28 protein-coding genes and 1 pseudogene are annotated in these 26,048 nt (G+C 66.4%); 16 read left to right on the top strand and 13 right to left on the bottom strand.

Features of this window, described 5'->3' with window-relative positions:
• Positions 1-117 precede the first annotated feature (117 nt).
• On the bottom strand, positions 118-1,461 hold the full coding sequence (locus JF597_RS14375; protein ID WP_293994021.1) for a UDP-glucose/GDP-mannose dehydrogenase family protein: 1,344 nt from the start codon (positions 1,459-1,461) through the stop codon (positions 118-120).
• Positions 1,462-1,639: 178 nt separating this feature from the next.
• On the opposite strand from JF597_RS14375, the gene JF597_RS14370 reads away from it, so the two are divergent.
• Complete coding sequence (locus JF597_RS14370; protein ID WP_293994019.1) at positions 1,640-2,797, top strand: acyl-CoA dehydrogenase; 1,158 nt, start codon at positions 1,640-1,642, stop codon at positions 2,795-2,797.
• A 199-nt stretch (positions 2,798-2,996) separates the two neighbouring features.
• Here JF597_RS14370 and JF597_RS14365 read toward each other — a convergent pair whose 3' ends face one another.
• On the bottom strand, positions 2,997-4,172 hold the full coding sequence (locus tag JF597_RS14365; protein WP_293994015.1) for a site-specific integrase: 1,176 nt from the start codon (positions 4,170-4,172) through the stop codon (positions 2,997-2,999).
• A gap of 145 nt (positions 4,173-4,317) precedes the next feature.
• On the opposite strand from JF597_RS14365, the gene JF597_RS14360 reads away from it, so the two are divergent.
• The 12 genes and pseudogenes from JF597_RS14360 to JF597_RS14310 all read left to right on the top strand — a co-directional run bounded on the left by JF597_RS14360 (position 4,318) and on the right by JF597_RS14310 (position 11,473).
• Positions 4,318-4,869 carry a hypothetical protein gene (locus JF597_RS14360; RefSeq protein WP_293994012.1) on the top strand — a complete coding sequence of 184 codons (552 nt, stop codon included), beginning with the start codon at positions 4,318-4,320 and terminating at the stop codon, positions 4,867-4,869.
• Positions 4,870-4,939: 70 nt separating this feature from the next.
• Complete coding sequence (locus JF597_RS14355; RefSeq protein WP_293994010.1) at positions 4,940-5,110, top strand: helix-turn-helix domain-containing protein; 171 nt, start codon at positions 4,940-4,942, stop codon at positions 5,108-5,110.
• Positions 5,111-5,174: 64 nt separating this feature from the next.
• Positions 5,175-5,750, top strand: a complete 576-nt coding sequence (locus JF597_RS14350; protein ID WP_293994007.1) for a hypothetical protein — start codon at positions 5,175-5,177, stop codon at positions 5,748-5,750.
• Positions 5,751-6,240: 490 nt separating this feature from the next.
• Complete coding sequence (locus JF597_RS14345; RefSeq protein ID WP_293994004.1) at positions 6,241-6,516, top strand: helix-turn-helix transcriptional regulator; 276 nt, start codon at positions 6,241-6,243, stop codon at positions 6,514-6,516.
• Positions 6,506-6,676 carry a hypothetical protein gene (locus tag JF597_RS14340; RefSeq protein WP_159033054.1) on the top strand — a complete coding sequence of 57 codons (171 nt, stop codon included), beginning with the start codon at positions 6,506-6,508 and terminating at the stop codon, positions 6,674-6,676. Before JF597_RS14345 ends, JF597_RS14340 begins: the two co-directional genes overlap by 11 nt.
• A 15-nt stretch (positions 6,677-6,691) precedes the next feature.
• A complete protein-coding gene (locus JF597_RS14335) occupies positions 6,692-7,396 on the top strand; it encodes a hypothetical protein (RefSeq protein WP_293993996.1) in 705 nt (234 codons plus the stop codon).
• Between the two features lie 65 nt (positions 7,397-7,461).
• Positions 7,462-7,806: a hypothetical protein gene (locus JF597_RS14330; protein WP_293993993.1), complete on the top strand. Its 345-nt coding sequence runs from the start codon at positions 7,462-7,464 to the stop codon at positions 7,804-7,806.
• 264 nt (positions 7,807-8,070) lie between these two features.
• A pseudogene (locus JF597_RS55535) lies at positions 8,071-8,274 on the top strand (HNH endonuclease signature motif containing protein); the annotation flags it as partial.
• Positions 8,275-8,340: 66 nt separating this feature from the next.
• On the top strand, positions 8,341-8,742 hold the full coding sequence (locus JF597_RS14325) for a hypothetical protein (protein ID WP_293993990.1): 402 nt from the start codon (positions 8,341-8,343) through the stop codon (positions 8,740-8,742).
• Positions 8,743-9,578: 836 nt separating this feature from the next.
• Entirely contained in the window at positions 9,579-10,496 is a 918-nt protein-coding gene (locus JF597_RS14320; protein WP_366916401.1) for a hypothetical protein, read from the top strand.
• 309 nt (positions 10,497-10,805) lie between these two features.
• Entirely contained in the window at positions 10,806-11,057 is a 252-nt protein-coding gene (locus tag JF597_RS14315) for a hypothetical protein (protein ID WP_293993987.1), read from the top strand.
• 11 nt (positions 11,058-11,068) lie between these two features.
• On the top strand, positions 11,069-11,473 hold the full coding sequence (locus tag JF597_RS14310; protein ID WP_293993983.1) for a hypothetical protein: 405 nt from the start codon (positions 11,069-11,071) through the stop codon (positions 11,471-11,473).
• A gap of 529 nt (positions 11,474-12,002) precedes the next feature.
• Here the strand turns inward: JF597_RS14310 and JF597_RS14305 are convergent.
• The 6 genes from JF597_RS14305 to JF597_RS14280 form a co-directional block, all read right to left on the bottom strand.
• On the bottom strand, positions 12,003-12,470 hold the full coding sequence (locus JF597_RS14305) for a hypothetical protein (protein ID WP_293993980.1): 468 nt from the start codon (positions 12,468-12,470) through the stop codon (positions 12,003-12,005).
• An 81-nt stretch (positions 12,471-12,551) separates the two neighbouring features.
• Entirely contained in the window at positions 12,552-12,776 is a 225-nt protein-coding gene (locus tag JF597_RS14300; RefSeq protein ID WP_046427928.1) for a DUF397 domain-containing protein, read from the bottom strand.
• A 95-nt stretch (positions 12,777-12,871) separates the two neighbouring features.
• A complete protein-coding gene (locus JF597_RS14295) occupies positions 12,872-13,096 on the bottom strand; it encodes a hypothetical protein (protein ID WP_293993972.1) in 225 nt (74 codons plus the stop codon).
• Positions 13,097-13,428: 332 nt separating this feature from the next.
• A complete protein-coding gene (locus JF597_RS14290; protein WP_293993969.1) occupies positions 13,429-14,259 on the bottom strand; it encodes a helix-turn-helix transcriptional regulator in 831 nt (276 codons plus the stop codon).
• On the bottom strand, positions 14,256-14,780 hold the full coding sequence (locus JF597_RS14285) for a DUF6879 family protein (RefSeq protein ID WP_293993967.1): 525 nt from the start codon (positions 14,778-14,780) through the stop codon (positions 14,256-14,258). The genes JF597_RS14290 and JF597_RS14285 overlap by 4 nt, the downstream gene beginning before the upstream one ends.
• Positions 14,764-14,955 carry a hypothetical protein gene (locus JF597_RS14280; protein ID WP_030298065.1) on the bottom strand — a complete coding sequence of 64 codons (192 nt, stop codon included), beginning with the start codon at positions 14,953-14,955 and terminating at the stop codon, positions 14,764-14,766. Before JF597_RS14280 ends, JF597_RS14285 begins: the two co-directional genes overlap by 17 nt.
• Before the next feature lie 476 nt (positions 14,956-15,431).
• Between JF597_RS14280 and JF597_RS14275 the strand changes: the two genes are divergently transcribed.
• Positions 15,432-15,797, top strand: a complete 366-nt coding sequence (locus JF597_RS14275; RefSeq protein ID WP_293993960.1) for a four-helix bundle copper-binding protein — start codon at positions 15,432-15,434, stop codon at positions 15,795-15,797.
• Between the two features lie 81 nt (positions 15,798-15,878).
• On the opposite strand, the gene JF597_RS14270 is transcribed toward JF597_RS14275, so the two are convergent.
• Positions 15,879-17,174, bottom strand: a complete 1,296-nt coding sequence (locus tag JF597_RS14270) for an LCP family protein (RefSeq protein WP_293993958.1) — start codon at positions 17,172-17,174, stop codon at positions 15,879-15,881.
• Positions 17,175-17,293: 119 nt separating this feature from the next.
• Between JF597_RS14270 and JF597_RS14265 the strand changes: the two genes are divergently transcribed.
• A complete protein-coding gene (locus JF597_RS14265) occupies positions 17,294-17,842 on the top strand; it encodes an acyl-CoA thioesterase (protein WP_293993956.1) in 549 nt (182 codons plus the stop codon).
• Between the two features lie 182 nt (positions 17,843-18,024).
• Here JF597_RS14265 and JF597_RS14260 read toward each other — a convergent pair whose 3' ends face one another.
• Positions 18,025-19,422 (bottom strand): LCP family protein, encoded by a 1,398-nt coding sequence (locus tag JF597_RS14260; RefSeq protein ID WP_293993953.1) that lies wholly within the window; start codon positions 19,420-19,422, stop codon positions 18,025-18,027.
• A gap of 249 nt (positions 19,423-19,671) precedes the next feature.
• Between JF597_RS14260 and JF597_RS14255 the strand changes: the two genes are divergently transcribed.
• Entirely contained in the window at positions 19,672-20,706 is a 1,035-nt protein-coding gene (locus tag JF597_RS14255) for a glycosyltransferase family 2 protein (RefSeq protein ID WP_293993951.1), read from the top strand.
• Between the two features lie 27 nt (positions 20,707-20,733).
• Here JF597_RS14255 and JF597_RS14250 read toward each other — a convergent pair whose 3' ends face one another.
• From JF597_RS14250 to JF597_RS14240, 3 genes are all read right to left on the bottom strand, one after another.
• Complete coding sequence (locus JF597_RS14250) at positions 20,734-22,200, bottom strand: LCP family protein (protein ID WP_366916403.1); 1,467 nt, start codon at positions 22,198-22,200, stop codon at positions 20,734-20,736.
• Between the two features lie 264 nt (positions 22,201-22,464).
• A complete protein-coding gene (locus JF597_RS14245; RefSeq protein ID WP_293993947.1) occupies positions 22,465-24,081 on the bottom strand; it encodes an LCP family protein in 1,617 nt (538 codons plus the stop codon).
• A gap of 230 nt (positions 24,082-24,311) precedes the next feature.
• Positions 24,312-26,027, bottom strand: coding sequence for an LCP family protein (locus JF597_RS14240; RefSeq protein WP_293993944.1), 1,716 nt, complete (start codon positions 26,025-26,027; stop codon positions 24,312-24,314).
• Positions 26,028-26,048: the final 21 nt, after the last annotated feature.

Raw genomic sequence — 26,048 nt, 5'->3', positions numbered from 1 at the left:
GCGGAAGCGCTGCGGTGAAACGCCCCTGGCTGAGGCGCCCCTTCAGGGGCGCTGGGGGTACCCCCGGCCGAAGGCTGGGGGAGGAACCGCGCGACCAGCCCCCACGCACCCGCAGCCTTACGCGGTCGGCCGCCCCATCGCGCGATACGTCCACCCGGCCCGCCGCCAGACCTCAGGATCCAGCGCGTTCCGCCCGTCGAGAATCACTCGAGCCGCGGCCACCTCTCCCAGCACCGCCGGATCCAGCTCCCTGAACTCCCGCCACTCGGTGAGGTGCAGCACCACATCGGCCCCCCGCACACACTCCTCGGCGCTACCGGCGTAGCCCAAGGTCGGGAACAGCCTCCGCGCGTTCCCCATCCCCTTCGGGTCGTACACCGTCACCTGGCCGCCCTGTAGATGGATCTGCCCGGCGACGTTCAGCGCCGGCGAGTCCCGGACGTCGTCCGAGTCCGGCTTGAACGTCGCGCCGAGCACCGCGACCCGCTTCCCGAGGAACGACCCCCCGCCGAGCGCGTCCCGGGCCATCTCGACCATCTGCCCCCGGCGCCGCATGTTGATCGAGTCGATCTCGCGCAGGAAGGTCAGCGCCTGGTCGGCACCCAGTTCACCCGCCCGGGCCATGAAGGCGCGGATGTCCTTCGGCAGGCAGCCGCCGCCGAACCCGATGCCGGCGCGCAGGAACTTCTTCCCGATCCGGTCGTCGTACCCGATCGCCTCCGCCAGCTTGGCCACGTCCCCGCCCGCGGCCTCGCACACCTCCGCCATCGCGTTGATGAAGGAGATCTTCGTGGCCAGGAAGGAGTTCGCCGAGGTCTTCACCAGCTCGGCCGTCGGGAAGTCGGTCACCACGAACGGCGTACCCTCGCCGACCGGCGTCGCGTACACCTCGCGCAGCAGCTTCTCGGCGCGTTCGCCGCGCACGCCGACCACGATCCGGTCCGGGTGCAGGGTGTCCTGCACGGCGAAGCCCTCGCGCAGGAACTCCGGGTTCCAGGCCAGCTCGGCATCGACCCCGGCCGGCGCGTTCTCGGCGAGATAGGCGGCCAGCCGCTCCGCCGAGCCGACCGGCACCGTCGACTTGCCGACGACGAGCGCGGGCCCGGTCAGATGCGGGGCCAGCGATGCGATCGCGGAGTCGACGTAGGACATGTCGCAGGCGTACTCGCCGTGCTTCTGCGGGGTGTTCACGCAGACGAAGTGCACGTCGCCGAAGGCGCCGACCTCGGCCCAGTCGGTGGTGAAGCGCAGCCGCCCGGAGGAGCCCTCGAAGCCCGCCACGTGCTTGCGCAGCAGCTCGTCGAGCCCCGGCTCGTACATCGGGGTCTCGCCGCGCTCCAGCATCGCGATCTTCTCGGGCACGACGTCGAGCCCGAGCACCTCGAAGCCGAGCTCCGCCATGGCCGCGGCATGCGTGGCGCCGAGATAGCCGGTGCCGATCACAGTGATCTTGAGGCTCATGGACTGCTCCAGCTCGGGGACGTTGGTGCTGCTGCGGGGCCGAGCATAACCGGGCCCCCTCGCGGGCAACTTTCCCGCTGTCGCGTACCTCACGTCACCGTTCGGTGGGCAGCGTTCTAAACTTTGAGTTACTTAACAGTAATTAGCGTCGGCACCATCTCGTCTGGAGTGAGAGACCTTGGCCGGATCGGCTGACTTCGACCTGTACCGCCCGTCCGAGGAGCACGACATGCTCCGGGACGTCGTCCGCGCGCTGGTCGAGGCGAAGATCGCCCCGTACGCCGCCGCGGTCGACGAGGAGGCCCGCTTCCCGCAGGAGGCGCTCGACGCCCTGGTCGCCAACGACCTCCAGGCCGTGCACGTCCCCGAGGAGTACGGCGGGGCCGGTGCCGACGCGCTCGCCACCGTCATCGTGATCGAGGAGGTCGCCCGCGCCTGCGTCTCCTCCTCCCTCATCCCGGCCGTGAACAAGCTGGGCTCGCTCCCGGTGATCCTCTCCGGCTCGGAGGACCTGAAGAAGAGGTACCTCACGCCGCTGGCCAAGGGCGACGCGATGTTCTCGTACTGCCTCTCCGAGCCGGAGGCCGGTTCCGACGCGGCCGGCATGAAGACGAAGGCGGTCCGCGACGGCGACCACTACGTCCTCAACGGCGTGAAGCGCTGGATCACCAACGCGGGCGTCAGCGAGTACTACACGGTGATGGCCGTCACCGACCCGGAGAAGCGCTCCAAGGGAATCTCCGCCTTCGTGGTCGAGAAGTCCGACGAGGGCGTCTCCTTCGGCGCCCCGGAGAAGAAGCTCGGCATCAAGGGTTCGCCGACCCGCGAGGTCTACTTCGACAACGTCCGCATCCCCGCCGACCGCATGATCGGCGCCGAGGGCACCGGCTTCGCCACCGCCATGAAGACCCTCGACCACACCCGCATCACCATCGCCGCCCAGGCCCTCGGCGTCGCCCAGGGCGCCCTCGACTACGCCAAGGGCTACGTCCAGGAGCGCAAGCAGTTCGGCAAGCCGATCGCCGACTTCCAGGGCATCCAGTTCATGCTCGCCGACATGGCCATGAAGATCGCCGCCGCCCGCGCCCTCACCTACCAGGCCGCGGCCGCCTCCGAGCGCGGCGACGCCGACCTCACCTTCCAGGGCGCGGCGGCCAAGTGCTTCGCCTCCGACGTCGCCATGGAGGTCACCACGGACGCCGTCCAGCTCCTCGGCGGTTACGGCTACACCCGCGACTACCCCGTCGAGCGCATGATGCGCGACGCGAAGATCACCCAGATTTATGAGGGCACGAATCAGGTTCAGCGGATCGTGATGGCGAGGAACCTGCCCTAGCAGGGTTTTTGCAGGTCAGGAGCTGTTTCGAAGGTCCGGCGGGACGACCCTGGCTTTCCGTCCGTTGCGGGCTGATCAGGGCCGTTCTTGGGCGTCATGCTGGGGGAATCCTGGGCAGATGCCGACCTGAAAATGGCCACTGAGCTGCACAAACAACACAGCCCCCGGCGCGACGCCGGGGGCTGTTGTCGTACACGGATCAGGCGACCTCTGATGCCTCCGTCGGGTCGTCGGCGCCAGGCGTCAACATCGTCGCGATGGCGGCCCGACCGCGCTGCTCGGCCCCCTCGAAGATGTAGTGGTAGTGCTCCCTCAGCACGTCCGTACTGCTGTGGCCCATCCAGTCGGCCACATCGTTCTCGGGGACTCCGGCGTACAGCAGCCGCGACCCGTAGTAGTGCCGGAGTGAGTGCGCCTTGCAGTACTTCACCCGTCCCTTGCCCAGAGCCTCCATCCAGATCTTCGGGTAGAAGTACGACGCGTAGAGGTAGCCGGTCCGCGTCACGTTGGAGAAGAGAAGCCGCTCCGGCCCCCATACGCCGTGGTTCTTGATGTGCCGCCGAAGCTCGAAGGCGACGTTCGGTGGCAGGGGGACGGTACGCCCTGGCTCACCTTCATCACGAGCCTTGATGTGCCGACGCTGGATCGCGCTGTTCTTCCCCGACTCGGTGTCTCCGTCCTCCGCAATCTGGAAGTCGACGCGAAGTGTCTCGGCCTTGAAGTCGATCTGATCGCGGGATACCGCCATGGCCTCACCCAGCCGCAGGCCGCACCCGGCCATGAGCCACAGCATCGCGCGGTATCGCGGAGGGGCGGCATCCAGTAGTGCCAGAACTTCCCGCGTCGTGAGCCGCCTTGCGGTGCTCTTCTGCTCCCGGATCTCCTTGGCGCGGCTTCCGGCGCCCTTGACCTTCTTGCACGGGTCCCGACCGATGATCTCGTTAACGACAGCCCAGTCCATCATCCCGGAGAAGAACGAGAATCGCTGACGGCGTGTGCGGGCGGAGAGCTTCCGGTCCTGTTCCATCCACAAGAGCCACTGCTCAACGTCTGCGACCTTCAGGGACACGATGGAACGGGCCTTGAAGAACGGCTCAATGGTCGTGTTGAGGATGGACCGGTACTGCTTCTTGGTGCTGTTCTCCAGCTTCCTTTGATCGGTCCACTGCTCCCACACGGCCGTCACGGGCTGCTTGCCCAAGCGGTCGTCCAGGTAGGTCCCGGCGTCGAGTTCCTGCTCCTTGCGCTTGCGCTGGTCATCAGCCCGCTTCTTGGTCTCGAACGTCTTCTGTCGCTGCTTGCCGTCCGGGTCGTACCAGAACGTCGTCCACTTCTTCGGGTCGTCCTTTGACCGCGCGACCCATGCCCTTGCCACTGAAGCGGCCCCCTCCTGCTGCTGCCGACGTACGGGCCCGCCCCGCCGTCGCGCCGGTCATTCCCCGGCGTTCCAAGTTTGCGCACTGACCACCCTGGGTTGTCAACACAGGGTGGAACACCCTGGGTGTGCTAACTTGAGTGATATGGAAGCGGATGGCAGCGGGTTCGAGATCACTCAGCGGCAAGGCGCCTGGGTGGTCCACATGTGGTGGCCCGTAGGGCCGATCAACGGGGGACCGCAGCGGATCACCATCCAGCCGGCCGAAGGTGCCCCGGCTCGTGAGGTGGCACGGGGTATCTCGACCACTGTCCTGCGCAGGCTCGACATGGTCGCCGCGTTGGAATTGGCCAAGCAGGCTCCCGAAGCTCAGCGAACGTTGGAGGAACTGGCAGGGAAGGTGAATGAGATGGGAGAGGCGGCGAGGCTCGCCCTGGAGGGCGAAGGCGTCTCAGAGCGGTACTTGACCTTGCTTGTAGCCACGTACACCGTCATGGCGGATTTTGGGGCTCCTGCGCCCATTCCATGGCTGGCCCGGCTCATCGGCCGCCGACCTGAGACGGTGAAGGATCACCTGAAGCGGGCCAGAAGGGACGGCTTCCTGACCACAGTTGCCGGTAAGGCGGGTGGCGAGTTGACGGACAAGGCCAAAGCCATACTTGAGGAAATGGCTGAAGCAGGTAGCCAACACGGCTGAACCACCTAGCACTTCATACGCATTGAGCCCCCGAGGGTCTTCGGGGGCTTTCTTGTTTCTTGGAGGATGAATGGCGTACCCGAGACTGATGACCGTTGATGACGTGGCCAACTACCTGAGCAAGCCCCGTTCCTGGGTGTACGGGAACTGGAAGGCCGAACATATCCCGTTCCGCAAGGTAGGTCAGTCCCTTCGTTGCCGACCGGCCGACTTGGAAAAATGGCTGGACGACCAGAACTGAAGAACTGCAATACGCGAACGCCCCCGAGGTAATTCGGGGGCTTTCTGTTTACCGAGAGGACTGCGTGACGAAGACGATCCCACCGATGGGCGAATGGGGACAGGCCGAGTTGGAGCGGCGTGCGGATGCACTTCTAGAGGCGGCTGGCGAAGAGGCATCCGAGGAGTGGCCGGGTTTCTGGCCGGAGCGGGAAGAAGGGGAATTTGATCGAATAGCGGCGGCGCATACCGGGATGGTTCCTTTGAGTTGCGTTCCCATCGTGGCGGCACTTCCCAGCTTCGACCCAGAGTTGAACCGTCGAGACCTGGAATCCCTCATGCGGGAGCGGCCCGGTGCGGAGCAACCCGACAATTACGGCGAACTGGTCTCCCTTCTTGCCCAAGCGGAGGAAGCCAGCGCGCAATACGGCTCCGGTTTCACGGTGGAGCGCCGCAGCTCTCCCCCCGAGTTCTGTCAATGGACCGGATGCCGTGAGCATCTGTATGCCTCGCAGACGGTACGAAAGCGTGGACGGCCCCGAAGGTACTGCCAGGCTCACCAGAAGGCAGCCAAGGCCCGCACGCGGCGTTCGCGGCATGCGGGAATCCGAGTGGGGCAGAACAGGAACCTTGTGTACGACTTTGACGGCCTGGAGGAGTAAGACCTGTCCGGCTATCGAGAGCTGTGGGGCCGGATCAACACCACCGGAAGGTGACAGCGGTAGCCGCTTCAGGGCGTCCCCCGCCTGTGTCGCATTTATTCAGAACAGTGGAGGAGCGATCCTCTGGGGCCATGCACACTCGGCGGTGTGCCTCTGGCACGGCCTACACGGCCGGGCAGTTCCCAAGTCGTTACGGGGCTCTGCGGAAACCTCCCTGTGAGATGACAACGTAGAGAAACACTCCTCCTCTTGCTCTCTGCTGATCTCGTTCACGGTGGGGGGTAAGGGGGGCAGTGTCTTCTCTTACGTTGTCCTCTTGTGAGGTGTAGGGCCGTCCCCAAAGCGGCCCTCTTCATTCTCAGTCAGAGAATTTTAGGTCAAGTGGAGTGATAGTCGCCTCTGTGGCATCACCGGATTTCTTCACCCCTCAGCCACCTAGGGGCCCTGTCTTTTGCTCTTCTTGTTACTCACTCGAATGCTTGGAGGAGCCATGTATGACCCTGAGCAGGGAAGATCTCGACGTCTCAGTTTGGGAATCACCGTCAAGGAGCTAGCCGATCAAATCGGGTGCAGCACCCAGGCTGTCTACCAGTGGGAGCGTGGTGAGCGTAAGCCGAGCCTGACTACGTTCGTGGTCATTGCTCATCACCTCCGGATTCCGATCGCTTCCCTGGTCGAACAGGCCGGAGGGGATGAGAACTCCGCCCGAGCGATTCAGCTTGCCGAGATTCATCGCATAGCCAAGGAGAACAACGATGAACGATGACCCGATGCGCGCAATGATCCGAGCCGAAATCCTGAAGGCGATGCAGGAGGCCAGGCCCGCGCAGTACACGCGGGACGATCTCGCCCGCATGTCGCCGGAGCAGATTTCCCAGGCCCGACGCTCGGGCCATTTTGATGACCTGATGCTCGGCCGTAACTGAAATACGAGGAGACCCATGCCCATCATTCACCGAGGATTTGATCTGTCGGAATTTCAGCCCTCTGGAAAGACTCTGGAATTGATTCGCAAGCATGACGATCTGGAGGAACGCCACCGCAAGTACAGAATGGAGAATGCGGACTGTGCTCGCCAGTACATCGACGACAGCCACGGACCTACGTCGCGTGATTACTACGTTCCCGCGTTGCGCAAGGCGGATAGGGAACTCAGGGAGCAGGAGATGCAGGCCGTAGCTGACGGCCGATCGCTTCCCGATAGGGACAAGTATCTGGCCGAGGTCCGTTTCAGAGTCAAGGAGTATGAGCGGGTAGAGCCTGCCCTGGCCCGTGCTGTGGAGCAGGCCGAATCCGCAGCAACAGACGCCATCGTGAAGGAACTGCCGGAGCTGGCCCGCCAGGGGTTCGAGCAGTCTGAGCGTGCACTGAAGCGGTACCGGGCGGCAATCGCCAAGGCGGCACGCGCCCAGTTGGCAGGCAGCGTCAGCCGATTTCTGTGGGCTGCAACTGCGGGTGAGCTGACCCGGCCGAAGTGGCGCGGATTCTCTGGCGCCCTGGGCGAAGAGGTGAACGCCCGGCGGACCACTTCGGATGGCCGACTCACTTTCGACAGCGCCAAGGATCTGGGCCTGATCGACCAGTACCGAGGCAACCGGGCTGAGTTCGGAGACTTCGTTGCGCCGCCCGAAGAAGATGCCGCCTGACAATTGTTACTGAACCGGCCCTCTGCGTTAGCAGGGGGCATTTGTTTTGCTTGAGAGGTGATGAAATGCCGAAGTTCCGAAATCCGAATAGTGTTCATTCTCGTTATAAGGGTGTGGTGGAGTTGCCTTCCGGCCATGGACTTCCAGTGCCCGCCATGCCGGCCGTCCGGGACTGGACGGAGGCTGAACGGGAGCAGTGGCAACAGTGGTGGGAATCTCCGCAGGCCGCCATGTGGGACGAGTCGTTCATCCCGACCGTAGCCGTGATGCTCACCTACTTCGGCAAGATCCTTGATGGCACGGCCACCAGTACGCATCAGATGGAGTTCCGACACCTTGCCGGGTCGCTGGGGCTCACCGCAGAAGGCATGAAGCGCCTCGGCTGGACCTTCGAGGGGGACGCCAAGTGAGCGCCCGACGAGCAGCGAAGGTGGGGTCCGCAGGTGCTCACGATGGCCATCACACGGGGGTTGAGTGCCCATGGACTGAGGACCAATGCTCCGCTTGCCTACTGGAGTTCGCCGTGCACATCGGCTGGCAACTGACCGGCAGGGAGCAGGTTTGGCCTGACCGCCATCGACATCATCTTGCAGGCTGCTTCGAGTGCGGCAAGACCACTGCAGAGGAGTCGGAGACCGGACGGAGTGTCAGTGACCGCAGCTAGCATCGAAGGTATGGGTGCTAAGCGAGATGCCGTGCCTCGTGACCTGAGGCGACGCGTGCTGGTCGAAGCTGGACACCGATGCGCGATTCCCACGTGCCGCGCCACTCCAGTGGAGATCGCTCACATTGAGCCATGGCGGAAGGTAAGGCGGCACGAGTTTGAGAACTTGATTGCCTTGTGTCCGACGTGTCACACCCGCTTTGATTCTCCCCACTCTGCCATCGATCGAAAGGCTATGCGGCAGTACAAGGCCAACCTGAGTCCCTTATCGAACGGCTACATGACCGAACACCTGGACCACGTCAAGCTAATTGCCGGGTATCAGATATTTTGGGCTCACTTAAAGGCTGCAATTCGAGCCACGTCGGAGTTTGAGGTCGAGATTCTATGCCGCGACCAAGGCTCCGACCCTCACAACGGCCCATTGAGCTATCAGTCCGTCGCCACCCGAGAAGAGCTGAACATTGCAGCCATGGACTTTGACTTGGTTGCACCGGATCCCATCCGTTCGCTTTCCACAGAGATATTCGAAAGATTTGATAGGTGGTACGACCAAGTCTGGAGCGAAGACTTCCCCTTGCCTGATTCAATCAAGACTGACATGCTCAGGGAACTCCACGACGACTTGTTAACCCTAACCGAGTTGATCCACATCGCGGTCAACCAGGATGACGCGACTTGATCGACTGACGCTGCCGCCAGACCGCCCGACAGGTGACAGCAAAGGGTGCAATATTTTGATTGGCGAACGGGATGGAAGGAAGGCGCCCCCGGTGGGTCCTATTTTTTATCGAATTACCATTACCCACATTTGAGTAATGCGTCAGATATCCGCTAGTTACCGTTCCGTGATAGAGGTACGGAAGAATAGAGGCAAGCGGGAAAGCCGTAAGAGCGACGCTCCGGACACCCGCTGAGGCTTCCGCTCTAGCAAAGGACGGGGGACGGTGGCGACCCGTCGTCTCCCTCCGCAACCAAACCAACTCCCAGAAAGCGCAGGCAGCATGAGCACCCCCGTTCTGTACGGTCCGATCGGGCGAGCGGTTCGCAGGATCGCCCCGTTCCTGGAAGCGGACCCCTTGGGGGTGTACGTGGCCGCCCTGTCGTTTTGGTCGGCCGCCATCGGTGGCTCAGTCAAGGTGTCATCCCGTGGAAACGCTCGCCCTGTGCTGATCTGGTCCGCCCTGGTGGCCGGGACGGGCAGGGGTAAGGGAACTGCGCTGCGGGCCGCGCATCACGTCGTAGACAAGGCACTGGGCCGTTTCCTGGCCACCCACACAACCAGCGGGATCACTTCCGGGGCGAGTCTCGTGCAACACCTGTGGGACCAGCAGGAAGCCACTTCCGAGACTGAACACGGTCGGGACGTGAGGACGTTCGTTTGAGGAGGAGTGGACCGAGATTCTGAAGCGGGTCAAGCGCGACCCCTCGTTCACGACCAAGCTGCGCGCTGCTTGGGACGGCACAACTCTCCGCAACACCACCAAGGATGAGCCCCAGGAAGTCCGGGACCCGGCCATGGTCCTGCACGCTCACATCACGCCTTCCGACTGGACCAAGTACGTTGCGGCCAGCGATGCTCTGGGCGGCTCCTACAACCGCATCCTGCCGTTCCTGCTCGCTTCCGTGCCGATGCTTGATGACGACTGGGTGACCCTGCCGGAAGTGGACGGCCGAGACGTGGCTGACGCTTACGGGTGGGCGACGGCCCGGCCGCGTGTGATCACGCTCGGGGAGGACGCCCGGCCCTTGTGGCGGATCGTACGGCGGTATGCCCGGATCCTCGGTGAGGCACTGCCAGAAGAACAGGCAGCGTTCATCGAGCGGACCGCAGAACAGACGCTCAGGTTTGCGGCCTGCCTGGCAGCGTCTGAGTGCTCCGAGCGGATCACGGTAGAGATGCTGTCGGCCGCCTTCACTCTGGTTCGCCGATCGGTACAGGACGCCGTACGCATCACCAAGGGAGCGACTTCCCCGAAGGTGAAGCGGCAGCCGCTCAGTCTTGCGGACAAGGTCCGGGCCCGAATCGAGATGCACGGCGGTCGGGCCACGTCCTCTCAGGTTCTCCCGTTTGTGGGAGCGACGGCCGCTGAGGTCAAAGCGCTGCCCGGAATCGTCGTGACCGTGGAGCGGTCGGGGAAGACGGGCCGACCGGCCACCGTTTTCTCACTCCGCGGTGACGGTTCTGAAAACGGAGGGTCGACAGAAACGGTTGCGGAGTCGATGCCGGCCGGCGCGGACAGCAACAGGAACGGGGACACTTCCCGTCACGCAGAGCCGGAGCCGGCCAGCGCGGAGCGTGAGCAGAACCGCGCACGGGTCGTCCGACGGGACGCGTACCGCCCGGAACCGGTGCAGGCTACGCCCGTGCCCGCTCAGGAACCGCAGCAGTCGGAACCGCTCGGAGAGTCGAATCCGTTCCTGGCGCTGCTCTAACCACCAGAGGAACAGCCCCGGCCCAAGCAGGCCGGGGCTTCATTGTTGCCTCGCGTCGGTCATCTCTTTCCACCAGATCTGGCAGACCGGAACGGAGGCCGATGTCGCCGCCATGTGTGGCGCCGATGGGGAGATGCTGAGCAGCGGCTACTTCTAGCCACCGGCGCAGCGGGGAAGCCAACGCTCGTTTCCCGGGCTATAGCTGTTGCCTGCATGAAACACAAATCCCAAGGTCAAGGCAGGGATCGGGCTTCCTGTCCCCGCTTCGTTGAATGTAAGATCACCGCTCGCAAGAGATGGGGAGGGATTGTGAACAACGGGTACTACGACGTGAAGAAGGCTGCTGAAGCCGAACACAAGGCCATCTGGGGGGCCTGGGCAGTTGGCGGCTTCCTGTGGCTGCTTCTGGGCGTTTGGACGGACGGTGTGCCGATCCTGGGCGCGCTCGTCTACTGGCTGCTCTGGGTCTTCGGTGTCATCGCCACCTGTGCGGCCATCTACGCGTCGTATCAGGTCAGCGAGCGGGAAGCGAAGGCGCGTCGCGACGCGCTTGGCCGCTAAGGACCAGGGGGATGTACATGCACGAGTTCATCGAACGCATCGGCGGCTGGATGCCCATAGCGATCCTCGGGGGATCACTCGTCATCGGTGCGGGCATCCTCGGCGTCCACGCTGCCACGAGCGACAGTGGCAGCAGTGGGGGCTTGGACGACACATCGGCTGAGTATCAAGATGGCTGGAATCGGGCAGTCAGCTTCAAGCTGCCCGAAAGGTACGGACTGGAGATGGTCGTCGACGAGTGTTCGATTCCGGTCAAGTACAAGACTGATCCAGGACCGGACCGTGCATCTGGGATCTCCTTCTTCTCGCACTGGGAGTACAACGGCCACCAGCGGAAGGAGTGGGCGCACGGCTGCCTCGATGCGGAGCGCAACCTGACCGACTACAAGGTTCCACAACAAAGTTGGGAGGGTTGATCACGTGCCCAAGTACACGAACCTCGGTTGGTGGGCGCTGAGTTGCGCGGCCAATGGCGGGTTGAAGGACACTCCCGAAGTGGAGTTGGGGGGCCTGGACCAAGGCGGGAACTACACTGCCACGTTCGTGCTTCCCGCATACGCCGAGTTTGACGCATGCAAGCTGATCATGTCATTGACCCGGCACCTCCCGCAGGAAGTGGGCGTCTCGAAGGACGCCGAGTCCATCCGAGTCAGGACCACGTACCCGACGTACATGGGAGAGCCGAACGCGGAACACTTCCCTTACTAATCCGCTTTCACACACTGCGGTGGCAGTTCCGGTGACGCTGTGCCGCAGCCGGCCAGCGCGGAGCGTGAACAGAACCGAGCAACGGTTGTCCAGCTTGATGCTTACCGACCAGCACCCAAGCCTGCGCCGGAACCGAAGCGACCGGAACCGCTCGGGGACACGAATCCCCTTCCTTGCGCTGCTCTAGGCAAACCAAGCAGGCCCCGTCCATTCGGACGGGGCCGTTCACTGTTTCGACTACGCGACTGGGCAGGCCGCTCCAGGAAGCGCACGATTGGGGGAGCACGTCACCACTGCCAGGGACAGATACGAGGGACGTTCCAGATAGAAGCCGTACGACACATCAGCGCCCGAGTGCAGGTGTTCGGCAGCAGAGACCACCAGGCGGGCTAGGCGGGTGGTGTCTCGGTCCCGTTCCGCCGAGAACCGGGGCGCGTACTCGGCCAGCCGCTCACCGAGCCAGGTTGCAGCCTCCTTGGCTTCCTCCCATGTGCCACGAACGATGGAACGGGGCTTGATCAGCCAGTACGCCGTTTCAAGGGGCGGCAGGTCGACGGTCGGGAACTCCGCTGCGACCTCCCGGTAACGCTGGATCAGTTCTGGCCTGCTTCCGGCCGGCGGCGGCTCAGGATGTGGAGGTCGCCGCAGGGCCTCATTGTCGAAACGCTCTTTCGGGCCGGTCCATAGATAGCCGTGGTGGTGCACCAGTCGTTCCGTTCCGAGGAGTGCCAGCCGGGCCGGCCCCAGGGACAGGAGGACCCGGCCCGGCTGGCGGGAGGGGGAGGCTCAGACGTTCAGGCCGAAGCGCGCCGGGTCGATACCGGCCGCGTCCAGTTCCTCCGTGGTGAACCGCAGCGGTTGGGCGTCCGGCCGCTTGCTGTCACCCAGGGCCCAGGCGTCGTCACCGATCCGCGCCAGGGTCACGCACCCTTCGGTGCAGGGGCCGCCGCATGCCTTCACGAACGACGCCCCGTTGATGTCGAGCGCGTACAGATCACTTCCGTCCAGCATCACTGCACCTTCCTGCTCAACTGATCACGGCCATGACTGACCGTCGCCGCTCATACCGGGCGGGAGTTCAGGGATTCCACCGCAGGGGCGGTGTCTCACTCGGCGCGAACGACCATGGCGAACGAGGTCCGGATGCGCCGGAAACCGGCGTGCCCGGACCGGCCCGTGTGGCTCATGCACTCCACGTCGACGGAGGCCGAGTTATCGGCGGGAGTTGCCTTCCAACCGCAGTGCAGACACTCGGCCTCGAACGTCACGTCCGTGTCGGGATGCTCGATGATCCGGTGCATGACGTACCGCATGGCCGCTCTGACGCTCACAGCCCACCCCTACGGGTCCGCGCGTTGGCTGCGGCGACTCTGCCGCTCAGTCCCGCTGACGGGCTATTCGGCGGGGGCTTGTAGTCAGGACACTTCGGGCTCCCGCACTCACACCGAGGCCAGCGCAAAGCCGAACTCGGCGCCAGGTCCGCGCCTTCGGGGCCAGGGTCGCTCTTCTGCACCATGAGCACGCCGCCGACACCGAACGCTCCGGAGAGACGGGAGAGGAACTGTCGGGCCTCACTGCTGCCCAGATGATCAGCCGCTTCGGTCCTATGTGCCTTGCTGTCGCTCACCATGGCCCCCATCTTCGGCGGCCCACGATTGCGCCTCTAGCCTGTTTCCTGTTCCCGCAAAAAGTCGTTGCGGATGCTTTCGATCAGATCCCGCATTTCGTCGCCGGCCAGCGCGGCTCGCGCGAATCCTTCGAACTTATCAACGTAGAGACTCACATCTCGCGGGTCCGTAACGACGACTTCGGCATGGACGGTTTCAACCGTCACCATGCGGTCGTCACGGATGACGAAGGCATGATTTGCGATGTCATGTTGCTGAATTCGCAGAGGGACTATCCGGATGTCCACGTGGGAGAGCCGCGAAATGGAGGCGATGCGATCAAGCTGAGCGGCCATCATCTGCGGTCGCACGATGCGCCAGCGCAGAACAGGTTCGGTGATGGTGAACCGGAGCGACTTTGCGTTGTCGTAGAGAACCGCTTGCCGTTCGAGTCGCCCATTGATCGTTCGCGTGAGTGCGTCTTCACTCAGATTGTGCCGTTGCAGAATGGCCCTGATGTACTCGGGCGTCTGGAGCAGGCCCGGAACGAGCGCGGGTTGAAACAGCCGCAGTACAGACATCTGGGCTTCCAGAGCCTTGGCGGCCTGCTGGCCCTTGTGGACCCCGATTCGCTTGAGCAGGCGCCACGCCGTCGCTTCCGTCGCTGACGCGCGTGCGGCTTCCGCGTACTCCGCTTTGACCTCGTCCGAGACACCGATGGCGGTCAGGATGCGCTCTACGTCCGTCGCGCTGGGTGCCAGCTTCGCATTCTCGATCTTGGACAGCTTGGACGGAGACATGAGGGCGCTGCGGGCCACCGCTTTGGCTTCCTTGCCGGATGCCACTCGCAGCGCCCGCAGCGCGGCTCCAAGCTGTGCTCTGTTCACGTCCCGTACTTGGCCCACCATTCGGTGAACGGTTCCGCGTGCGCGAGAGCCGCATCGCGGTACCGCGTGAATTCCGCTGTTCGTTCCGGCGGTAGCACTTCCGAATCCAGGTACTTTCCGCTTCCGTCGTAGTTCATCACGGCCACGGATTCGGAGTCGAAGAACCAGAAATCTGGAACGTTCTCCAAGGGGTTGGGTTTGCCGGTGATGTCGAGGATGAAGAACTCTTCGCCCCCGCTCACGTTCTTGTGGTAGCCCCAGCCGAGTTCGAACCTGAGATAGTCCGTGAGCGGGCGGGACAGGATATGGACCCGGTATACCCGCTTCCCCTTCTCGGTGCGCGAGCGTAGTTCTTCGATCCAGCCTGCGTTGTAGTCGTCTGGCTGTGGCTCCCCCGCCAGGAATGCCTGATAGGCGTCGACGCTCCCGGACTTGCTGTAGTCGTCCAGGGTCTCCAGTCGGAATGCCTCGCGCTCGAACGTGTCGAAGAGGTCGACGAGGCTCCTAGATGAGGTTGTCACGGATGGCCTTCTGGATCAGTTCCATCGGGATCTCGACCAGGGTTTCGTGCGCGGGAATCTGAAGCCCGTGGTCGGTCGGCGTCTCACCCTGTACCAGGAGGGTGCCGCGATCCGTGGCGTAGATCGTCGGGCAGTCCTTGATGTCGCACGTGCTGACCAGCTTGGTGACCTTCATGGTCTGGGTTCCCCTCTCCCGTGCTGCTGCCCTTACCCCGCATCTGGGTTGATGCTCCCGAGAGCCGGGCGCACCGGTCAAGCGATCACGGTTGACGGAACGGGAAACCGCGTAACCTGCGCCGGGTCTGCTCGAATACCGCGCGACTGACGGAGGTGCCTCCAGTGCACCTCCTGCCTGCGGAGACCCTTGACGATCATGGGGGAATGCTGGGGAGCCCCCCTCTCGGAGGGGTGTTCGCACAGGTCAGAGCCGTATGGCCTATAAAGCACCCAGATCTACGAGGGCACCAACCAGGTCCAGCGGATCGTCATGGCCCGCAACCTGCCGTAGCCGCACGGGTATCCGGCGAAAAGGCGCCCCTCGGGGCGCCTTTTCCGTGCGGGTCCTCGAATGGCACTACCGGACGGTCGGGCTTAGGACGGGAACCACACGGGGACCGCCCCCGGACCCCGCCCCCCCACCCTGGAGGAGCCATGACCCAGACCGGACCCATGACGGCCATGTCCAAGCAGATGCAGGAGTGCGTCAACATGTGCATGGCCACCCACACGATGTGCGAGGAGACCCTGAGCTCCTGCATGTCGATGGAGGGCGGCCAGGCCCACATGCGGATCATGCGCGCGCTCATGGACTGCTCCGAGGCGACCCGCATGTGCGCCGACATGATGATGCGGCGTTCGCCGCTCTCGCCCGAGATGTGTGCGATGTGTGCCAAGGCCTGTGACATGTGCGCCGAGGCGTGTATGTCCATGCCCGACGACCCGCAGCTGAAGCGCTGCGCGGAGGCGTGTCGCAGCTGCGCCGAGATGTGCCGCTCGATGGCGACGATGCCCATGTGACGGCCCGGCCCCGCACGCCCGTGGAGGGCACCCACCGGGTGCCCTCCACCAGGACCGTGGCCGACCGGCCGCCGCTGCGGCCTAGTTGCCGGAGACGGCGACCTTCTCGTCGTTCTTCAGCTCGTCGACCAGGGCCTTCACCTTCGCCTTGTCCCAGACCAGGTTTCCGTTGACGGAGCCGGAGATCGGCATGTTCATGGACACGCCGTCGCCGCCGTTGACATCCTTCATCGCGAAGAACATCGACGCCAGGTCCCACAGGCTCATGTCCTTGTCGACGGTGAGGGAGTCGAGGCCCGCGCCGAGGGTCGGGTAGAGCTTGAAGGGGTTCAGGATCGTCGACGGGGTGGCCACCTGGTGGGCCAGGGCCGCCAGGAACTTCTGCTGGTTCTTGGTGCGCTGCAGGTCGGAGGCGGCGAAGGCGTGCCGGGTACGGACGAAGGCCAGGGCCTCCTCGCCGTTCAGGGTCTGCTTGCCCGCCTTGAAGTTCGCGCCCGAGTAGCTGTCCTTGAAGCCCTTGTCGATGGTGATCGTGACACCGCCGACCGCGTCCACGATGTCCGCGAAGCCGGCGAAGCCTATCTCCACGTAGTGGTCGATGTGCAGACCGGTGTTGTACTCGACCGTGCGGACGAGGAGGGTCGGGCCGTCCTCGGCGTAGGCCGCGTTCAGCTTCGTGTACCGGCCGGTGTTCGGGTAGACCTTGCCGGACGTCGACCCCTTGTAGGAGGGGATCTCCACGTTCGAGTCACGGGGGAGCGAGACCAGCGTGTCGCCGTTGTCGCCGACGTGCAGGATCATCATCGAGTCGGTGCGCTGGCCCTCGGCCGACCCCGTGTGCAGCTTCTTCTTCTCCTCGGCCGACATGCCCTTGCGGCTGTCGGAGCCGACGATCAGGTAGTTGGTGCCCTTGCCCGCCGCGGGCCGGTCGATCACCTTCGACAGGTCGACGTCCCGGTGCAGCTTGGAGTCGGCCCAGAAGTAGGTCGCGACGGACGTGACGACCAGCACGCTCACCACGACGATCGCGGTCCACTTGATCCGCTTGCGCCAGTTGGGAGCAGGGCGCGGTTCACGCTCACGCGTGCCGGAGGGACCGCCGCCGCCCGGGCCGCCGCCGTAGACCTGGCCGGTGTTGTAGCCGCTGTCGTAGCCGTCGTACCCGCCACCGCCGTCGTACCCGCCGTTGTACGACGACTGCTGCGGGACCCCGCCGTACCCGCCGCCCTGCTGCGGGGCGCCGTACGGCGGTGCCGACGGCTCTCCGCGCCGTACCTGGCGCATCACGCGGGCGCCCTCAGGCTGCGCGCCTGCACTGCCGCGTCCGTACCGGTCGCCGCGGTTGCCGTCCGACCGTCCCTCGGGCCATTCGCTCATGGGCCCCAGTGTGCAGGCAGCGAGTGTGCCTCTTACAAGGGCCGTCGGAAAATCAGGGCACCGCTGTTGCGAAGCCGACACAAATTCCGTGATTGTCGCCTCGGCATAAGGTGGGGGCCATGACAGACCAGGCCCCCGAGGCGGAATCCGATATACCCGGCAAGCCGACGTCCGCGTCCCGGACCACGCTGAGCCACATCATGACCCACGGCGACACCAACCTCCTCGGGACGGTGCACGGCGGTGTGATCATGAAGCTCGTGGACGACGCGGCGGGCGCGGTGGCCGGGCGCCACTCGGGCGGTCCCGCCGTCACCGCCTCCATGGACGAGATGGCGTTCCTGGAGCCGGTCCGCGTCGGCGACCTCGTCCACGTCAAGGCCCAGGTCAACTGGACCGGCCGGACGTCGATGGAGGTGGGGGTGCGGGTCCTCGCCGAGCGCTGGAACGAGTCGACTCCCGCCACCCAGGTCGGCTCGGCCTACCTCGTCTTCGCGGCGGTCGACGCGGACGGCAAGCCGCGCCGGGTGCCGCCGGTGCTCCCGGAGACGGACCGGGACCGCCGGCGCTACCAGGAGGCCCAGATCAGGCGCACGCACCGGCTGGCGAGGCGCCGGGAGATCCGTGAGCTGCGCGAGCGCAGGGTGGCGGAGGGGTACGCGGACTAGGCCGCTGCCGCGCCGGGCCGTGTGTCGGCTGCGGGTGCGTAGGGGTTGTTCGCGCAGTTCCTCCCCCAGCCTTCGGCCGGGGGTACCCCCAGCGCCCCTAAAAGACCCAGGGCGAGCGCCCCTTCAGGGGCGCGGGGAGCTGCGCGACCAGCCCCCACCGGCCCGCACCCGGCCGACGACCCTCAGCACACCTTCTCGTCCCCCCGGATGACAGAAGCGGCTCCCTGTGGTGCCGGCTCGTCCACCCGCACCTTCCGCACGGCCCCCTTGAAGTCCGCCCCCACCGTCACCCGCAGCACCGGCCCCAGCCCCGGCACGCCCCTCAGCTCGCTGCCCGGCAGCGCCGCCGCCAGGGACCGGGCCGAGCGGTCCCACCGCGGGTCGAAGGAGACCACCGTCCGCTTCACGTCGCGGTGTGCGGCGGTCACCGGCCGGTGGTTCGTCGCGAAGCCGGTCGCCGCCAGCGCCGCGTCCATCCGCCGCGCCACCCCCGCCGTGGCGGTGCCGTTCTCCACCTGGACCCGGATCGTCGCCGGCGCCACCTCCACCGTCGCCGGCGGCGGCCCCTGCGGCTTCGGCGCGGCCGCGGCCGCGGGTGCATGCGCGGGCGGTGCGAGCGGCTTGTCGTCGCGCAGGGACCGGAACAGCCGGTCCGCCCCGGCCCGGTCCCACTTCAGCGTCGAGCCGATGCCCTTCACGGGGTACGCCAGCTGCCCGATGGGGACGGTCGTGAACTCGGACGAGGACGGGGAGAAGTTGCGCATCGCCCGGCCGAGGTCCAGCAGCTCGTCCGTGCCGAAGCCCGTGTCGGCCCGTACCGACCCCAGCACCGCCCGTGTCACGTCCCGGAACCGGATCGGGTTGAGCAGCACCCCGCTCGACGTCGCCCGCTCGATCAGCGAGGCCAGGAACCGCTGCTGCCGCTTCATCCGGCCCAGGTCGCTCGCCGCGTCGATGTGCCGGGCGCGGACGTACTGCAGGGCCTGGCCGCCGCCCAGGGTGTGCGTGCCGGGGGCGAGGTTCAGGCCGGTGTAGGAGTCCTTCATCGGCAGGGCGGTGCAGACCTGGACCCCGCCGAGCACGTCGACGGTCCGCATGAACGTGATGAAGTCGACCTCCAGGTAGTGGTCGATCTTCAGATGGGTCATGTCCTCGACCGTGCGGACGGTCAGCTGCGGGCCGCCCTCCGCGTAGGCCGCGTTCAGCTTGATGGGGTGGGCCGGGTACGGGCGGTGCGTCGTCTCGTCCACGTGCGCCGGGACCTCGGCGTAGGAGTCGCGCGGGAGGCTGACCACCGTCGCCCGCTCCCGGTCCGCCGAGATGTGCACGATCATGATCGTGTCGGTGCAGTGGCAGGGCGCCCCGCCCAGCCGGTACTTGCGCCGCTCCCGCTCGGTGATCTTGTCGCGGCCGTCGGTGCCGACCAGCAGCACGTTCATGCCGTGGCCGGCGGCGGGACGGTTCTTCATGTCCTTGAAGGGGTCGACCCGGGCGATGTCCGCGTCCAGGCCGGCCATCACCGAGTGCCCGATCCCGGCCGACGCCAGCACCACCACGGAGAGTGTGGTGACCGCCCGCATGGCCCAGCGCGGCCGCCGGGGCCTGCTGGGTCGTACCGGCGGCCGCGGGGCCTGACGGGTGGGCTGCGGTCGGCGCTGCGGCCGGACGGGCCGGGCGGGGGACCGGGTCGGGCTGGCGGACAAAGGACACCTCCGGACGAGGCCGTACGTGGGATCCGTGAGCACGGTAGGCCGATACGACCTTCAGCCCGCGGCACCGTCGATGCGGCGCGCACCGGTGTCCCCCGTTCGCGGTAACGTGAGCCTCCTATGAACGCCAAGCCCGACGTGCGGCACCCCGCAGTTTCTGTGATCATGCCCGTCCTCGACGAGGAGCGGCATCTGCGCGGGGCCGTCCAAGCGATCCTCGCGCAGGAGTACGCCGGCGAGCTGGAGGTCGTCATCGCCCTCGGTCCCTCCACGGACCGTACGGACGAGATCGCCGCCGAGCTCGTGGCCGAGGACTCCCGCGTGCACACCGTCCCGAACCCGACCGGGCGCACCCCGGCCGCGCTGAACGCCGCGATCAAGGCCTCCCGGCACCCGATCGTGGTCCGCGTCGACGGCCACGGCATGCTCTCGCCGAACTACATCGCCACCGCGGTACGGCTCCTGGAGGAGACCGGCGCGATGAACGTCGGCGGCATCATGCACGCCGAGGGCGAGAACGCCTGGGAGCAGGCGGTCGCGGCGGCCATGACCTCGAAGATCGGTGTCGGGAACGCGGCGTTCCACACGGGCGGCGAGGCCGGCTCCGCCGAGACGGTCTACCTGGGCGTCTTCCGGCGCCAGGCGCTGGAGCAACAGGGCGGCTACAACGAGGAGTTCATCCGCGCCCAGGACTGGGAGCTGAACTTCCGGATCCGCGAGGCCGGCGGCCTGATCTGGTTCTCGCCGGAGCTGAAGGTGTCGTACCGGCCGCGGCCGAGCGTGAAGGCGCTCGCCAAGCAGTACAAGGACTACGGCCGTTGGCGGCACGTCGTCGCCCGCTACCACGAGGGCTCCATCAACCTGCGCTACCTCGCCCCGCCGACGGCGCTGTGCGCGATAGCCGCGGGGGTCGTCGCCGGGGCGCTGGTCACCCCGTTCGCCTTCGTGGTCCCGGGCGGCTATCTCGCGGCGATCGTCGCCGGGTCGCTCCCGGCCGGCAAGGGGCTGCCGCTGAAGGCACGGCTGCAGATCCCCGTCGCCCTCGCCACCATGCACATGTCGTGGGGGTACGGCTTCCTGACCAGCCCCAGGTCGCTGGCGAAGCGGGTCATCGCGTCCCGTCGCCCCGCGGTGCTCAGCCCGTCCTCGAACTGAGCACCCGCGCCTCGGGCCCCGTGGGCGTCACCAGGTGTAGTCCGGGTCGACGTGCATGCAGGCCTTGGTGTCCGAGGCGTTGAGGGCGTTCGCCGACGCCGGCGTGGTGTCGTCCTCGGCGGCGGTGTACTTGGTGCCCGAGCGCCAGTCGGCGCCGACGACCAGGGTGACGCCGTCGACGGCGGCGGACTTCTTCACCTGGTCGGTGGGGATGCCCAGGACCTTCGCGACCCGCTGGGCGTCGCCGGCCAGGTCCGCGCTCGGGTAGCGCACCAGCGTCTCCTCCTCGCTCAGCGGCGCCGCGGTGTCGGCGGCCGCCTTGGTGAGGCCCTCGCCGACGAGCAGCCCGGTGACGGCGGCGGCGCGGCCGGTGACGGCCGACTCGGTGCTGCTCCTCGTGCCGTTCTGCACCTGTACGGCGATCTTGTCGTCGGCCGCCGCCTTGTCGGTGACCTTCGTCGTGGCCGTCGTCTTCTTCTTGTCCTTGCCGTCCAGCGCCACGTCCTCGCGGACCAGCCGCCACAGCTTGGCCGCGTCGGTGGGCCTGGGCAGGACGCGGTTGCCGTCGGAGGAGTACACGAACGGCATCGTCGTCATGGTGATGCGGTTCGTGGGGACCTTCTTCAGCTCCTTGCTCAGGTCGTAGAGCTCGGTGACCGAGCCGAGGCCGGTGTCGACGGTGAGCGCCTTGGTGGCGGTCTCGGCGAGCCCCAGCAGCTTGTCGGGGTTGCTGAGGGTGGCGTTGGAGCGCAGCTGGCGGACGATCGAGTTCATGTACATGTGCTGGGCCTTGGTCCGGGCTATGTCGCTGCCGTCCTCGAAGCCGTAGCGGGTGCGCAGCCACTGCAGGGCCTGCTTGCCCTTGACGGAGGTGGTGCCTTTCTTCAGCTTCAGGCCGGAGCCGTGGCCGGTGGAGGTGTGCGAGTAGATGTTGGCGTCCACGCACACCGGTACCCCGCCGATCGCGTCCGCCATGGACACCACACCCGAGAAGTCGACCATCATGAAGTGGTCGATGTGGATGTCGGTGAGCTTCTCCCAGGTGGCCACCGTGCAGCCGGGGCCGCCGCGTTCCAGGGAGGCGTTGGTCATCGTGCCGGTGGTGGCCGGGTACACCTTGCCGGTCTTGGCGTCGGTGCACCTGGGGATGGACACCAGCGTGTCGCGGGGCATGGACACCACCGACATGTTGGTGCGGTCGGCCGACACGTGCAGCAGCATCTGGACGTCCGCGCGTGCGGCGGTGCCGATGTCCTTGGCGCCGCCCAGTTTCTGGTTCTCGGCGGTGTTCCGGGCGTCGGAGCCGATCAGCAGGATGTTCAGCGGGGTCTGGCCGGCCGCGTTCGCCCTGGTCTTCGTGGCGCGGTCCCTGGAGTCCCCGATGTTCAGGGACTCCTTCTTGATGTTGCCGTTGAGGTGCTCGTAGTACAGGTACCCGGCGGTGGCGGGGCCGGTCACGGCCAGCGCCAGGACCGAGGCGGACCAGCGTACGATCCGGCGTCTGCGGCGTCCGCGGTCGTCGTCCGCGCCGGGTCTGTTCCGCCGGCCACCACCGTCCTGGGGCGTGGGAGACGTGGTGTCCTCCACGGACACCACGTCGGACACCTCCCCCCGCACACTGCTGCGCACCACCTTGCCCGCCCTCCCGCTCGCACCTGCCACCGCACCCGGAACTCCCGGGTTCCTGGGCACGGCGGCAGTGTCATGCAGGGGTTTAGGAGTTACCTGTGGCTACCTGTGCGGACCTGTGTGCTCCGGCTACCAGCGATAGGGCGCGTACACGTCCATGCACTGCTTGGTGTCTGAACCGTTGATCGCGTCGGCGTTCTCCGGCAGGTCACCGGCCTTCGGCGCGGACTGCTTCGGGTACGCGGTCCCGTCCCGCCAGTCGGCGCCGACGACGAGCGTGACCCCTGACACATCGGTGGTCTGCTGGATCTGGCTCGTCGGGACGCCCAGTGCCTTGGCGACGGCCTGGGCGTCGCCCTCCAGATCCGCGCTCGGGTACTGGACCACCGTCTTCTCCACCGACTCCGTGGCCCCCGAGGTGTCCGCCGCCGCCCTGGTGTAGCCCTTGGCGGCCAGCTCCTGGGTGAGCGCCCGCGCCCGGCCGCCGACCGCCTCCTCGGTGGCGGTACCGGTGGCGTTGCGGACCAGCACGCCGAGGCTGCCCGCGGAGACGGACGGCTGCTTGGACGGCTCGGCACTCGCCGTGGTCTTCTTCCTGTTCCTGCTCTCCTTGGCGTTGCCGTTCTTGTCGAACGCCACGTCGTCGCGGAGCATCTGCCACATCTTGGCGGCGTTGGCGCCGTCCGGCACGAGGTGGTCCTTGTTCTGCGGGTCCTGGACGTTCGGCATCGTGAGCGAGGTGATGCGGTCCGTCGGCACCGACTTGAGCTGCATGCCCAGGTCGTAGAGCTCCTTCGGGGTGCCGATCTCCTCCGAGACCGTCAGGGACTTGGTGGCCGCCTCGGCCAGGTCCATCAGCCTGCCGGTGTCGGTGAAGACGTTCTGCCCCTTCAGGGTGCGGATCATCGAGTTGAGGTACATGTGCTGGGCCTTGGCCCGCAGCGGGTCGCTGCCCCAGGCGTGCCGGGTGCGCAGCCACTGCAGGGCCTTCTCGCCCTTCACCTTGTGCGTACCGGCCGTCATCTTCAGCCCGGAGCCGCCAGGCACCGCGGCCGTCGGCCGGTCCCACACGTTCTGCTTCACACAGACGTCGACGCCGCCGATGGCGTCCGCCATGTTCACCACGCCCGCGAAGTCGATCGTGATCCAGTGGTCGATGTAGACCCCGGTGAGGTTCTCCCAGGTGGCGAGCGTGCAGCCGGCGCCACCGCGGGCCAGCGACTCGTTGATGATGGTGTTGGTCGCCGGGTACACCTTGCCGGTCTTCGGGTCCGTGCACTTGGGTATGTCGACGCGGGTGTCCCGGGGGATGCTCACCATCGCCGCGCTCTTGCGGTCCGCCGACAGGTGGATCAGCATCTGCACGTCGCCGAGCGGCGGGCTGCCCCGGTCGTACTTGGCGCCGCCGAGCTTGACGTTCTCGTCGGAGTTACGGCTGTCGGAGCCGATCAGCAGGATGTTCAGCGGCGTCTGGCCGGCCGCGTTGGCCGCGGTCTTGCGCGCCTTGGCGTCGCCGATGTCGCGCCGGCCCTTCTGGATGTTGCCGTTCAGGTGCTGGTAATAGAGGTAACCGGCTCCGGCCGTACCGAGGATCACCACCGACAGCACGGTCGCCGACCAGCGCAGCACCCGCCGGCCGCGCTTCCCCCGGCCGCCGTTCGAGCTGCCCTTGCGGCGCCCGCCGCCGGTGCCGCCCGGCGCGCCGGGGGCCGTCTGTGCCGTGCGTGCCTTCGGTGCGAGGGACATCGTGTCCTCGACCGCAGGCACCTCCCCCCGCACATCACTCTGCGTCAACTCCCTGCCCTCCCCACCCTGCGCCCTGCGCGCACAGGCCCGCCGCCACGCCCCCCGTCGGACGCCACACGGACCACACGGGTCCGCCCCGCGCCCGGTTAGACGCACGACGCACCCATAGGGTTACCTGCTTATTCGCTGTTACTTGGCGGTGATGTGACGTAACTCTTCGTCGCGCCGCCCTACTTGGCGCAGGTCACCTTGTCCGCCGTCGTCTTGCTGTCCACGTCCGGCGCCTTTGTCGGAGTGGTGAGGGAGACGCCCGCCCCCTGGAAGTCCTTGCCCAGCGTCAGGGTGATCGCGGGCAGGCCCTGGGAGTTGATCACGCTCTTGCCGGGCTTCATCGCGGAGCCGGACAGCCCCATGAGGCTGGCCAGTTCACGCGCCTGAGCGGCCTGGGCGGGCGCGTACTCCAGGGTGGTCCTGCTGAGTTCGGCGTCCGCGTTGCCGGCGTTCTCCGACTTGAGGACGCCCTCCTGGTTCTGCAGCCAGCTGAGCGTCTCCTGGGCGCTCCCTGCCGGGGCCCCGCCGTTGAGGATCCGCACCCGCACCTCGGCGGCCGTGGACTTGCTGCCCTCCAGGCGGGCGGCGGCCGCGTCCTTGCTGGCCTGCGCCTGCTTCTTCTTGACGGCCGTGAAGGAGACGTCGTCCTTGATCGCCTGGAAGACGGCGGGGGCCTTGGTCTCGTTGAGCACGACGGTCGCCTTCACCTTCTCCGCCGGGTTGTCCAGCACCGGGATGGTGGTGAAGGTCAGGTTCTTCGGGTTGAGCTTGCCGAGCTCCAGACCGAGGTCCTTCAGCTTGCCGATGCTGTCCAGCTGGGAGTCGACGGTGAGCGCCTTGGTGCCGACCTCGGCCAGCTTCAGCAGCTTGGTCGGGCTGGTGAGCGTCGAGTTGGAGCTGAGCTTGCGCATCAGGGCGCTCAGGAACTGCTGCTGGAGCTGGATCCGGCTCAGGTCGCCGCCGAAGCCGACCGAGTGCCGGGTGCGCACGAACGCCAGCGCGGTCTCGCCGGAGATCTGGTGGGTGCCCTTGGTGAGCTTCAGGTGCGACTGCTTGTCGTCGATGTCCTTGCCGAGGCAGACCTCCACCCCGCCGACCGCGTCGGTCAGCGTCTTGACCGCGTTGAAGTCGGCCACCATGAAGTTGTCCGCCTGGATCCCGGTCAGCTCGGTCACCGTGCGCACGGTGCAGCTGGCGGTGCGGCCGTCCTGGCCGAGGCTGGTGTTGAACCGGACGTTCTCGGTGCCGGCGATCACCTTCTCGGTCCCGTCCGACTGCTGCGTCTGGCAGTCGGGCACGTCGACGATGAGGTCGCGCGGGATGCTCAGCGCGGTGGCGTTCGAGCGGTCCTTGGAGATGTGCAGCAGGATCGTGGTGTCGGCGTGCCCGACGCTGCCGGCGTCGCCGTAGCCCTCGTTGCCCGAGCCCGTCCGCTTGTCGGTGCCGATGATCAGCAGGTTGATCGCCTTGTCCTTGCTGAAGCCACCGGTGCTCGCGCCGTCGTCGGAGACGGACGTGATGTTGTCGTTGAGGTGCTTGATGTAGAGGTAGCCGGCGGCCGAGGCGGCGACCAGCACGAAGGCCATCGTTCCGCCGGTCCACAACAGGACCTTCTTGGCCTTCGACTTCTTCTTCACCGGCTGCCGCCGCGAGCGGCGCCCCGCCGGTGGCTCGGGCTCGGCGCGCCGTCTGCGCTGCCCCGGAATCTCCGGGCTCACGGACTCCCGGGTACCGGCCGTGCCGGCGCCCGGCGAGGCGGGCCTGCGCGGTCCCGGTACCGGCGACTGCGGTGCGGAAGGTGTCAGTCGCAGTTCGTATTCACCGGTGTTCGGATTGAGCACCCACTGGTCTGCGGGATCGATGTTGTCCGCCCGCCCACGGCCTTGCGCGTCCACGGTTGTCCGAATCCTCCGTCG

Source organism: Streptomyces sp. (assembly GCF_019510245.1).
In the GTDB taxonomy this organism is placed as follows: Bacteria; Actinomycetota; Actinomycetes; order Streptomycetales; family Streptomycetaceae; genus Streptomyces.
The sequence above is the reverse complement of the archived record's forward strand: the minus strand, read 5'-3'. Positions and strand labels throughout refer to the sequence as shown.

Excerpts from the sequence above, each read along its gene's own strand:
- JF597_RS14375 (WP_293994021.1), bottom strand. The coding sequence starts at position 1,461 with ATGAGCCTCAAGATCACTGTGATCGGCACCGGCTATCTCGGCGCCACG.
- JF597_RS14360 (WP_293994012.1), top strand. The coding sequence starts at position 4,318 with ATGGAAGCGGATGGCAGCGGGTTCGAGATCACTCAGCGGCAAGGCGCC.
- JF597_RS14355 (WP_293994010.1), top strand. The coding sequence starts at position 4,940 with ATGGCGTACCCGAGACTGATGACCGTTGATGACGTGGCCAACTACCTG.
- JF597_RS14345 (WP_293994004.1), top strand. The coding sequence starts at position 6,241 with ATGTATGACCCTGAGCAGGGAAGATCTCGACGTCTCAGTTTGGGAATC.
- JF597_RS14340 (WP_159033054.1), top strand. The coding sequence starts at position 6,506 with ATGAACGATGACCCGATGCGCGCAATGATCCGAGCCGAAATCCTGAAG.
- JF597_RS14335 (WP_293993996.1), top strand. The coding sequence starts at position 6,692 with ATGCCCATCATTCACCGAGGATTTGATCTGTCGGAATTTCAGCCCTCT.
- JF597_RS14330 (WP_293993993.1), top strand. The coding sequence starts at position 7,462 with ATGCCGAAGTTCCGAAATCCGAATAGTGTTCATTCTCGTTATAAGGGT.
- JF597_RS14325 (WP_293993990.1), top strand. The coding sequence starts at position 8,341 with ATGACCGAACACCTGGACCACGTCAAGCTAATTGCCGGGTATCAGATA.
- JF597_RS14320 (WP_366916401.1), top strand. The coding sequence starts at position 9,579 with ATGGTCCTGCACGCTCACATCACGCCTTCCGACTGGACCAAGTACGTT.
- JF597_RS14310 (WP_293993983.1), top strand. The coding sequence starts at position 11,069 with ATGTACATGCACGAGTTCATCGAACGCATCGGCGGCTGGATGCCCATA.
- JF597_RS14300 (WP_046427928.1), bottom strand. The coding sequence starts at position 12,776 with ATGCTGGACGGAAGTGATCTGTACGCGCTCGACATCAACGGGGCGTCG.
- JF597_RS14280 (WP_030298065.1), bottom strand. The coding sequence starts at position 14,955 with ATGAAGGTCACCAAGCTGGTCAGCACGTGCGACATCAAGGACTGCCCG.
- JF597_RS14275 (WP_293993960.1), top strand. The coding sequence starts at position 15,432 with ATGACCCAGACCGGACCCATGACGGCCATGTCCAAGCAGATGCAGGAG.
- JF597_RS14270 (WP_293993958.1), bottom strand. The coding sequence starts at position 17,174 with ATGAGCGAATGGCCCGAGGGACGGTCGGACGGCAACCGCGGCGACCGG.
- JF597_RS14265 (WP_293993956.1), top strand. The coding sequence starts at position 17,294 with ATGACAGACCAGGCCCCCGAGGCGGAATCCGATATACCCGGCAAGCCG.
- JF597_RS14260 (WP_293993953.1), bottom strand. The coding sequence starts at position 19,422 with ATGCGGGCGGTCACCACACTCTCCGTGGTGGTGCTGGCGTCGGCCGGG.
- JF597_RS14255 (WP_293993951.1), top strand. The coding sequence starts at position 19,672 with ATGAACGCCAAGCCCGACGTGCGGCACCCCGCAGTTTCTGTGATCATG.
- JF597_RS14245 (WP_293993947.1), bottom strand. The coding sequence starts at position 24,081 with ATGTCCCTCGCACCGAAGGCACGCACGGCACAGACGGCCCCCGGCGCG.